This is a genomic window from Paenibacillus sp. HWE-109, from assembly GCF_022163125.1.
Classification (GTDB): Bacteria; Bacillota; Bacilli; order Paenibacillales; family NBRC-103111; genus Paenibacillus_E.
Genome location: NZ_CP091881.1, coordinates 7,438,423 through 7,449,997, shown reverse-complemented (window position 1 = coordinate 7,449,997; position 11,575 = coordinate 7,438,423). Strand labels below are relative to the sequence as shown.

5 protein-coding genes are annotated in these 11,575 nt (G+C 41.3%); 2 read left to right on the top strand and 3 right to left on the bottom strand.

The features are described 5' to 3' along the window. Positions 1–28: 28 nt before the first annotated feature. On the bottom strand, positions 29–3,064 hold the full coding sequence (locus LOZ80_RS31980; RefSeq protein WP_238168351.1) for an S-layer homology domain-containing protein: 3,036 nt from the start codon (positions 3,062–3,064) through the stop codon (positions 29–31). A gap of 247 nt (positions 3,065–3,311) precedes the next feature. After that, positions 3,312–6,347 carry an S-layer homology domain-containing protein gene (locus LOZ80_RS31975; protein WP_238168350.1) on the bottom strand — a complete coding sequence of 1,012 codons (3,036 nt, stop codon included), beginning with the start codon at positions 6,345–6,347 and terminating at the stop codon, positions 3,312–3,314. A 512-nt stretch (positions 6,348–6,859) separates the two neighbouring features. Between LOZ80_RS31975 and LOZ80_RS31970 the strand changes: the two genes are divergently transcribed. Both LOZ80_RS31970 and LOZ80_RS39620 read left to right on the top strand, forming a co-directional pair. Further along, positions 6,860–7,141 carry a hypothetical protein gene (locus LOZ80_RS31970; RefSeq protein ID WP_238168349.1) on the top strand — a complete coding sequence of 94 codons (282 nt, stop codon included), beginning with the start codon at positions 6,860–6,862 and terminating at the stop codon, positions 7,139–7,141. A gap of 206 nt (positions 7,142–7,347) precedes the next feature. Continuing rightward, the gene (locus tag LOZ80_RS39620) at positions 7,348–7,464 is read left to right on the top strand and encodes an IS3 family transposase (protein ID WP_443147092.1); all 117 of its coding nucleotides are present in this window, start codon (positions 7,348–7,350) and stop codon (positions 7,462–7,464) included. Between the two features lie 70 nt (positions 7,465–7,534). Here the strand turns inward: LOZ80_RS39620 and LOZ80_RS31965 are convergent, their stop codons facing one another. Beyond that, the gene (locus tag LOZ80_RS31965; protein WP_238168348.1) at positions 7,535–11,401 is read right to left on the bottom strand and encodes an S-layer homology domain-containing protein; all 3,867 of its coding nucleotides are present in this window, start codon (positions 11,399–11,401) and stop codon (positions 7,535–7,537) included. Positions 11,402–11,575 lie beyond the last annotated feature (174 nt).

Here is an 11,575-nt window from a genome sequence, read left to right as displayed (position 1 = left end):
AGGGTCCCTTTTGTTTCTTGTCTATTGCTTAGTTAGCTACAAGCACTTGTACGGATTTACCGTTCGGTGCAATCGCTGTAATCAAGAACTCTTTTACAGTAGACGGAACTGGATTTGTTATCGCACCCGTTTGTGCGTTAATTCCTACGGTTCCTGTTCCACTTGTCACAGATACCGTATATTGAACACCTAGCACGGCACTATACTTCGCGATATCAGCATTTTTATACGTAATGCCGTATCGATCCGTTACTTTCAATTGGTGATCGGCGTCTTTCGTGAAGTAGCTGTAAGCATTCGTTACGGAAGCATCATACGTCGCTGTTTTTTGACCTGCTTCTAATTTATCTACGGCGATCGCTTCATCTTTAACCGTCACTTCTTGCGTTAAGTTAATCGTCTCACCTTTGTTTGTCGTAACAACCGCAGACAGTGTAGCTTTCCCTGCTTTGTTACCCAACACGTAACCATCTTGTACCCCACCTGTTGTAACCGTCGCTACAGACAAGACAGATGGATCTGAGCTGGAAATACCATTCACGTAGTTCAAAGGTAGCGTCACTTTGTTGCCTGCTGCATCTTTGGCAATGACAGATAGCTTTTTATCAAATTGGCTTGTACCAGCTGTCAATGTTTCGCCCGCTGCTACAGCTGTTGTTAATTTGTCTTTCGCTGCAAACAAAGTACCAACGGACTCAATGGAATAGGTGAGTGTGGCATCCGATTTAATAGCTTCCATCGTGCGGCTTACTGCGGATGAATAATCCGAGTACACAACACCGCCATTAGGTGCTTTTTCAATCACGGCTTTCACTGTTACTTTACCTTCAGATCCTGCTGTTGTTGTGTAGTCAAATCCACTGTTGAAATCAGCCAATTGCGTATTTGTGTAGTAGTACGTCGTTACGTTCGACGGTGATCCCGCTACAACCGTTGGTGCATGACTCACTTTCGGTACGGCATTCGTACCCGTACCTTCTGTTGTGACTTCTACTTTAATCCGGTAGTTGGATGTTTGACCATTCGCACTTGGAATGTTTGCACCCATCTTATCCATATCCTCACCGTACTGATCTTTCAGTTGGTAGACGATTTCGTCGCCAGCTCCTTGGATCGCTTTGGCTCCTGGTTCAGTCGTTACGGTAATGCGTTCAGCAACACGTGCGTCTTGTACTGGGATACTCGTTTGTACAAAGGTGTTGGATTGAGATTGATTAATTTGGCCCGTCACATACACTTTGTTGCCTACGGTATTAGCTGCGTTAAAGTGCAATTTCAATTTCCCTTTATCTGCACCTGTTTCTTGAATGCTGCCTGTTCCGTTCGTGGCACTAAACGTAAAGCGGTCTTTATTATCCACGATATCTTGTGCACTTAATTTTTTACCATTTGCATCAGTTACGTTAAGTGGCACATACACATCCGTGTCATTTGCCGCTAGAGTTACTGCAGACGTATCAAACTCTACTTTTGTCGCTAAGTTAGCCGCGCCCACACTGATTGTTGCTGTCGCGGATGAAGATCCACCGTAGATGTTGAGCGTATAATCAGCCGTTTTGTCTACTTTGGCTTTCAATTTCACTTGTACACGAGCGTTGTCGTTATCGTCGAAGAAATCGCTAGCTGCAAATGAAGCGCCTGCTTTAACGACTTCCAGGTTTTGCTCGTACGGTGTGATCACAGGATTGATATTGCTTGCTGCGATTTCACCATTTACAAATTGACCTTTCACGATCGGGTTGCCGTATTGGTCAAACAAGTTCAAGGCGATCGAAGCTTTTTCATCTGCAGCTGCCAATTTGGTTCCGTTATTGGAGTACGTTACTTTCCCTGTTTCGATTTTGCTTAGAATCGGTACTGTACCGACTTTGAAGTTTTTCGAAACGGTAATGCTGCTGTTATTGAAGTAAACCGTTACTGGAACGATACCGTTACCTTGCGAAATACCGGAACCCGTTACGTCCGCTGTAATGATCAGATTACCATCTGTATCTTTCTTGAAGCTAGCTGGCGTTTGGCCAGATACAAGTGCTGTAAAACTGGATGTACCTGCCGTTGCAGCTTCACCGTATTGGTTCACGGCTTTCAATTTAATTACGGCATTTTTACTGTAAGCGACCGTGTCACCTGCATTGATGAAATCAATTTTGCTCAATTGCTCGTCTTGTGCTTTAAATGTAGCTGTTGATTTCGCTACTGTAGCTGCATCTAAACCGGAAAGCGTCACTGTGTAGTCACCTTCACCGATTTTTGTGTCGGTTGTCAGAGTAGCTACTTTTTTGTCATCGGACCATGTTGTTGTAGCAGAAACGGCTAGCGTGCCTTTTGTTAGCGCAAGGCTTGCTTTCGTTGTATCTACCGGCTTGTTAAAGGAAACTGTTACTTTATAAACGCCTGCTGCTTTCGCTTCTGTGATACCTATTTTACCAGCTGGTACGTATTGTTGTTTCGCTTCATAAGCACCCGTCAATAACAGATCGCGTGTAGCATTCGCTTGACCACTGAACGTGCCGTCTGTGCCATTGGCTAGAAGTTTCAACTCAAGTGCCAAAGCGACATAGCCTTGTGCCCAACCAGATACAGTTGCGTCTTTTCCTGTTTTATCTTTCGCCGCGGCATCTTGACCAAGTACACGAACCAAGAATGTAGCTAATTGCTCTTTCGTTACTTTGCCAGCTGGGTTGTATTGACCTTCGGCATAGCCGTCTGTCACGCCTGCTGTTTTCAAAGCTTCGATGTACGGAAGTGCATAGCCATTGGCTGCGTCGGTTACACTAACGTCTGTAAACGAAGATGTTTTCAGGTCTTTGTTAATATCCAGACCCATAATTAAAGCCGCTACTTTTGCGAATTGTGCACGGTTCATTTCATCTTTCAAGCCGAATGTGGTGTCAGTTACGCCGTCAAAAATACCAGCGGAGATCATCGCATCAAATTTCGCTTGTGTTGCTGCGTCCAGATCTTTCAAATCCGTGAAATCTGCGGATGTTTTACCAAAAGCTACGGATGAGAACATGGAAAGCGCCATGGCGGATGTTAAAACGACGGATAATGTTTTCTTCATAAAGGTTTGTTTCCTCCTGTATTTGAAAGTTTTTTGTTATAAAAACTTATAACCAACGGGGCGACAGCTGAATCAATGAATCTATCTCATCGACTCTCTTTCGTGTAGCTTTTCGTCTATCATCTCGGCTACAAACTTAGTATACGATAGTCTATGCGTTTTTTCATTGATAAGAAATTTCCAGACACCCAAGATAGAGTGATAAAGCAAAAAGACCCCGAAGGGCCCCTTGCCTATCTCTAATTAATTATCTAGCTACAAGTACTTGTACGGATTTACCGTTAGGTGCAATCGCTGTGATCAAGAATTCATTTACAGTGCTTGCAACTGGTGTTGTAATAGCTCCTGTTTTAGCATCGATAGTAACTGTCCCTGTTCCACTTGTCACAGATACCGTATATTGAAGGCCAAGCACAGCATTGTACTTCGCGATATCAGCATTCTTGTACGTAATGCCATATTGATCTGTTACTTTCAATTGATGATCGGCATCTTTTGTAAAGTAGTCATATGCATTTGAAACAGAATCACTATAAGTTGCCGTAGTGTTTCCAGCTTCTAATTTATCAACTGCGATCGCATCGTCTTTGACTGTTACCTCTTGCGTTAAGTTAATAGTTTCACCTTTGTTCGTGTAAACAACTGCCGAAACTGTTGCACTACCTGCTTTATTTCCGATTAGATAACCATCTTGTAGACCGCCTGCTGTATCTGTTGCTACGGACAAGACAGAAGGATCTGAGCTAGATATGCCATTAACATAATTCAACGGTAATTTAACTTTATTTCCTGCAGAATCCTTAGCGATAACTGATAATTTCTTATCAAATTGACTTGTTCCTGCAACTAATGTTTCACCTGATGCTATATCTGTTGTTAACTTGTCTTGTGCTGCAAACAAATTACCAATAGATTCAATAGAATATGTTAGTGTAGTATCGGACTTAACTGCTTCAATTGTACGACTTACTGCAGATGAATAATCCGAATAATTTACACTACCGTTAGATGCTTTCTCGATAACTGCTTTTACTGTTACTTTGCCTTCAGAACCTAGGGCTGTTGTGTAGTCAAACCCACTGTTGAAATCAGCCAATTGCGCATTTGTATAGTAGTACGTCGTTACGTTTGACGGTGCTCCTGCTACAACAGTCGGTGCATGGGTCACTTTCGGTGCCGCATTAGCACCTGTTCCTTCTGTCGTTACTTCCACTTTAATCCGATAGTTCGATGTTTGACCATTGGCACTTAAGATATTAGCATCCATCTTCGAGATATCTTTGCCATACTGATCTTTCAATTGGTAGACGATTTCATCTCCTGCACCTAGAATTGCTTTTGCAGCAGGCTCTGTGGTTACTGTTATAAGCTCAGCAACACGTGCGTCCTGTACGGGTAGGCTTGTTTGTACAAATGTATTGGATTGTGATTGATTAATTTGACCTGTTACATACACTTTGTTGCCTACTGCGTTAGCTACGTTAAAGTGCAGTTTCAATTTCCCTTTATCTTCACCTGTTTCTTGAATGCTGCCTGTTCCATTCGTTACGCTAAACGTCATGCGGTCTTTGTTGTCCACGATATCTTGTGCACTTAATTTATTACCATTTGCATCGGTTACGTTAAGTGGCACATACACATCTGTGTCATTCGCGGCCACTGTAACAGCAGATGTGTCAAATTCCACTTTTGTCGCTAAGTTAGCCGCACCTACACTAATCGTTGCTGTCGCAGAAGAAGATCCACCGTAGATGTTGAGCGTATAATCAGCCGTTTTGTCTACTTTGGCTTTTAATTTCACTTGTACACGTGCATTGTCATTCTCGTCAAAGAAATCATCGGCTATAAAAGAGGCACCTGCTTTAACGACTTCAAGGTTTTGCTCGTACGGTGTGATCATGGGATTGATATTGCTTGCTGCGATTTCACCATTTACAAATTGACCTTTCACGATCGGGTTACCGTATTGATCAAACAAATTCAAAGCAATTGAAGCTGTTTCATCCGCAGCTGCCAATTTGGTTCCGTTATTGGAGTACGTTACTTTCCCTGTTTCGATTTTGCTAAGAATCGGTACTGTACCGACTTTGAAGTTTTTCGAAACGGTAATGTTGCTGTTATTGAAGTAAACCGTTACTGGAACGATACCGTTACCTTGCGAAATGCCAGAACCGGTTACGTCCGCTGTAATGACTAGGTTACCATCTGTATCCTTCTTAAAGCTAGCTGGCGTTTGGCCAGATACAAGTGCTGTAAAATTGGATGTACCTGCCGTTGCAGCTTCACCGTATTGGTTCACGGCTTTCAATTTAATTACGGCATTTTTACTGTAAGCGACCGTGTCACCTGCATTGATGAAATCAATTTTGCTCAATTGCTCGTCTTGTGCTTTAAATGTAGCTGTTGATTTCGCTACTGTAGCTGCATCTAAACCGGAAAGCGTCACTGTGTAGTCACCTTCACCGATTTTTGTGTCGGTTGTCAGAGTAGCTACTTTTTTGTCATCGGACCATGTTGTTGTAGCAGAAACGGCTAGCGTGCCTTTTGTTAGAACAAGGCTTGCTTTCGTTGTATCTACCGGCTTGTTAAAGGAAACTGTTACTTTATAAACGCCTGCTGCTTTCGCTTCTGTGATACCTATTTTACCAGCTGGTACGTATTGTTGTTTCGCTTCATAAGCACCCGTCAATAACAGATCGCGTGTAGCATTCGCTTGACCACTGAATGTGCCGTCTGTGCCATTGGCTAGAAGTTTCAACTCAAGTGCCAAAGCGACATAACCTTGTGCCCAACCAGATACGGTTGTGTCTTTTCCTGTTTTATCTTTCGCTGCGGCATCTTGACCAAGTACACGAACCAAGAATGTAGCTAATTGCTCTTTTGTTACTTTACCAGCTGGGTTGTATTGACCTTCGGCATAGCCGTTTGTTACGCCCGCTGTTTTCAAAGCTTCGATGTAAGGAAGTGCATAGCCATTGGCTGCATCGGTTACACTAACGTCAGTAAAAGTCGATGTTTGCAAGTCTTTGTTCACATCAAGACCCATGATTAAAGCCGCTACTTTTGCGAATTGTGCACGGTTCATTTCATCTTTCAAGCCAAATGTGGTGTCAGTTACGCCGTCAAAAATACCAGCAGAGATCATCGCATCAAATTTCGCTTGCGTTGCTGCGTCCAGATCTTTCAAATCCGTGAAATCTGCGGATGTTTTACCAAAAGCTACGGATGAGAACATGGAAAGCGCCATGGCGGATGTTAGAACGACGGATAATGTTTTCTTCATAAAGGTTTGTTTCCTCCTGTATTTGAAAAGTTTTTTGTATTAAAAACTTATAACCAACGGAGCGATGTTTCGAACTTCTGAAATAACTTACATAATATTTTGTGTAACTTCACGTATAGATTTCCGTATATCATCTCGGTTGCAAATTTAGTATACGATACTCCATACGCTTTTTCATTGATAAGTAATTTCCAGTCATATCGTATTCATCTGTATCTCTAGGATATTGGCCCACAAGTAAATCATACTTTTCATTTATGAAGTAAATAAGTAGAGTAACTGAAAGCTAGCTAAAAGTTACCTTAAAATAACCTGAATGCTTGAGATAAATGGCGATGGGCAATTTTTGTACAGTCTCAACACAAAAAACCACCCAACTGGCATTACTGAAATCAGTCGAAATGGCTACTATGCGTATGTAAAGCGCCCTACAAACAATAAAAACGAAGAACTAAAATCTAAGATCAGGGCCATATACGAGAAACGAGACAAGATCTTAGGATATCGCCGCAATGCAGGAACTTGGGATTACATCCATCATTCGACGTAAATATGTCCACAGAACAACTCGTGAAGCCGCTGTATCCGATGGTAGGATTGCAGAAAATAAATTACAAAGAGACTTCAAGGCGGATAAACCGAATCAAAATTGGGTCACGGATGTAACGCAATTTCGTGTATTGGAGGAAAAGCTTTACCTATCTGCGATTAAAGATTTGTGGAATAACGAGATCTTTAGCTTCCATATTAGTCGTAACAATGACAATCCACTCGTATTAGAAACATTCAGATAGGCATTTGAAAAACATAAAGACGTGACTGGATTGATCGTTCATAGCGATCAATCCAGTCACGTCTTTATGCTTACCACAACATGCTGCCACAGGTTGGCGCCCAAATCAGCATGTCACTCCGAGGGAATTGTTTTGACAACGCATCCATGGAGAGCTTCTTCTCTCATTTGAAAGTGCAAGCTCTCTATCCCTATGATATCTGAAGTATCGAGGAAGCACAAAGGCGTATTGAGGAGTTCATTCGATTTTATAACGAGGAACGAGCACAGAGAAAACTAAATAAGCTGACGCCGGTTGAGTACCGGCGCCAGCTTGCAGCCTAGGGCTTTTTTAATGTCCATTTAATGGGGGCTTGACCATAACTCCCAGTTGGGTGGTTTTTCTATTATATAATCACTTCGGAATAATACCTTGTTGTTTCAATACACGCACTGCTACAGCCGCAGCTTGCGCCCGCGTGAAAGTCTCACGAGCATCGAAACGATAGGTTGGTTTCTTTTGACCTACTAGCAATGCATTTTCAATGCCTTCAATGAACTTAGCTTTGTAAACTGCTTCAATGGCTGGCACTGCATACAGCTCCATGCGTTCAATATCTGCATCCGTAAATATTTTTTTCAAACTTGCTAATGATTTTGCTGCATCACTCGACATTTTCATGTCGCCAGCTCTTGCAATCATCACAGCAGCATCTTGACGTGTAAGCGAGTTATTAGGCAAGAATAGTCCATTAGCATTCCCACGGACAATACCCGCTCTTGCTGCTGCTTCGATATGCTGATAATCAAAGAGTCGACCATTGTTGCTGCCAGGAAGACTATATCCCTTTTGTACATCCAGGAAGGTTCCTGTTTGGTTTTGGAATACGGAATTCTCCTCAATATCTGGATTGCGCAAAGGAATATTGAAAATATCGACAAGCATGCTTACGAACTCACCACGTGTAATAGCATCGTTCGGCATGAACAATCCGTCTGTCTTACCATCCATATAACCTTTGGAATATAGAATATCAAGATCATTTCTTCCCCACGGATGATTGGTTACATCATTAAAACTGTTATCCATGTACATAACTTGATAATAACCAAATGAATCAGCAGGTACAGTAATCGTATTCTTGCTTGGATCTACTTTACCACCAATGTTTTTCCACATAGGTAGATGGATACCGGATCCATTCGGATCTTCGAAAGGTGTATATTGATACACAGTCAGGTATCTCCATGCATCATTTACTATATTACTGTCATATTTCAAAGTGATTGATCCAATTTTGGAAGGTACAACAACATCTTTATAATCTCTTTGATTAAACGGAGGGCGAGCTGTTCCACCATTGATTAGGTTTGGCAAATAGCCACCCCCCATGTAAGCTTCTTGCAGTGTTGAATCGATTGAATTAGCATCAGGCTTGATGATTCCCGCATCGATCCAATAGCGCTTGCTTGCTGGACGGAATCTTCCTGTAAGTTCTGCTAGAGCAATTAGACCATTTCTATTCTCTACAGCATCTACACCTTCAGTCCGATCAACTCGGCCATCATCATTACTTGCAATTCCGAATAAAATTTGACGATCCGTACTTACGTACTGTGTAGCATTATTGCGATCATAACGCATCAACTTAGTATCCTTAGGGAAAGTAAGCTGAATATCACCATCAAAAATCTTCATTGAACTCGTCAACGGAGCCTTGATTTGCGCACCTACCATAGTAACATTAGTGTTGAAAAGCACGATACTTCCGTTCATTTTAGAAGCGCCGCGGTTTACTGTGAATTTAATTTCATTAGCTCCGTTCTTGAGATTCTTCGCTTCATAGAAGAAGTGTTTCGTCACTTTATCGTAAATAGCTGCTTCTTTCCCGAAAAGAACGGAATCGGCTTGTGCTGCCTCAAGCTCGATCATATAGTAGTTCTGATTAATGTTGGCTTGATCAACATCTTTATTATTCTTAATAATTTGTTTAGAAGACGGATGAATAAATGTATACGGTGCAGGTTCACGAGTAATGGTCAGCAATTTATTAGCTGTAGTACCTGAAGTCGTATTCGTTGCAATAAGTTCAAATACGTATTGACCAAAATCAGTCATCGCAAAATATGTTCCCGTATCAAAAACAGCTTGTCCTGCTGGAGATATAGCAATACGGCCATCACCTGGAATCGCGATTGGAGCTTTACGGAGATATAATACCGCACCAGACAAGCTTCCAGGAGCAGCTGCAACAGAGTTCAGAACCTTACCAATGATCTTTACTTGAGTTGCTTTAGTTACAAAAGTATCCGGTAAATTTTTATCTTTAATGAACTCAGGATTTAAAGGATCGGCCTCAAAAGGTTGTAAGCTGTCAACTGAAGGAACATTATCCGAGAGCACGAAAATTTCCATTGTCGTTGTGGTAACAAGCCTACCAGCTATTTTCAATTCAATCGTTAACGTGTACTTTCCGTCTTTACCGAATATTTGATTACCGTTACTTGGATCAGTAAAATTTTCAATAGCAAATTGTCCATTGTTGTTCTTAGGTAATTTGGTAGCCGAAGGGGTTACCACAATACCATTCACTTTATAAACAATACTATCATAATCGGCAGGGCTGGATATGTTTACGATACGCCCAGAGATACAAGGAGCTGTAGCTCCTGTAAAATCACAAGTAAGTTTACTTGCACTGTTCACAACCATTGCGTTATAGATTTTGTTTAGAATAACGTATGGTGCACTTGTAATGACAAGGTTATATTGCTTTACTCCTGCAGCATACGGGGTTCCACCTTTAAGAGGTGTAATTCTCATAACTACTGGACCATCTGTAATTCCCGACAGGCTTAATTGTGCGAGCGAAGTTGCTACTGGATAGATCCCGTTTGTCACGGAACCAGAATTATAGGGTGCTCCATTAATTTCAACCTTCACTTGATCTGCTTGAGTATTCGTGTAGATCTTCAAATCTGCAGGGAAGTTAGTTATTTGAGTGCTTCCACCCTCACTTAGCGTAGATTCATAAGAACCTCCGCCACCAGGGACAGTGCGCAACAAGTTGACTTTACTCACATAAGGTTGGTCTTTATCTACATAAGTATAAATGTAACGGGATGTGCTTGTTGCACCGTTAACATCCGTAAATACAAAGTATAATTCTTGCGTAGATTTATTCACATTAACTGGTAGCTGGCCTTTAAAGTTAAGAGTGCGATATGGTTCCGATATTGAATAAGGATGTGGCGTTGTAACTGCAAGGTCTGGAGCAAAAGTAGCGTTATCGCTAAGTTTCGGCTTGTTTAATTGACTACCACCTAATAGATAATAACGATAGTTGTTGCCTGCTGTTGAATAAATATCTACATATACATAGTTGCTTACTGTTCCATGAATCTTAATGTCTGTTTGAAAATCGATATCTTTTACACTTGGTGTAGAAGTTTCAAAAATTGGATTATCAACAAGCTTACTGTAGGATGCAGCACCTAACAATTTTGCTTGGGTGTTATAGGCAAAAGCTTTACCGTTGTCATAAGTAAAAGAACGCTCTGTCGTAAAGAAATTCGACTGGTTCCTTGCAGCAAAGGTAACCTTATTGTCTCCTGGATTAAACTCAATATCCGTAGGTCTTCCTGTGTTAGTTACAAAAGTAAACAATCCACTAGCAAATGCGGAACGCTGATAAACGGTTCCACCTAGCGTCGCTTCAATATCAGAGGCATTATTCGCACTACCTGTGATATTAATACCTGTGTAAGGACCATGAGTTGGATACATACCACCATCAACGAAAGAGTCATCATTAAATTTCAAGCCAGCAATATTAGAAACTGGAGTGTAATAAGCATAAGCTGGATTGGATACGACCCCGCCAGTTTGCCCATATTTCACAGTAATAATATTCTTTCCTTCTGTTAGATTGACCCCTTGGAAGTAGATTTCACTACTATTGTTTGGGTTAACAACAGGTTTATTCGTTGTGTTTGTTGTAATCTGTCCCGTATTCTCGTTAATAATCTGATAGTAGATGCTATTAACTTGATCCGCTGTAATACCATTAATCGTCACATTTACTGTAATCGGACTTTGCGTAAAACGATCAACAAGTGCATCATTATACGTGTTATTGGGTGGAGCTGCTGCAAAATCAACCGTATAGAGGTTAGTCACCGTAATCGTCCCAGCAGCACTAGCCGTCATTGTTGGCAGCACACTAATTATTAGTGATAGGATCAACATGAGACTTGCCCATTTTTTATTTAATAATTTCAAAACAAGTTCCTCCTTATGTAATCTAAATGTTGTTATTAGTAATTAATAAAGATATAATCTTGCGCTTGCATTACGACTTTCGACAATCCCTCCCATATTCTGCTATCATTCTACATGATTAGACGCGGCTGAACGCCAAAAGTTCTTGTATCATACTTATCGGTTAAAACCAAG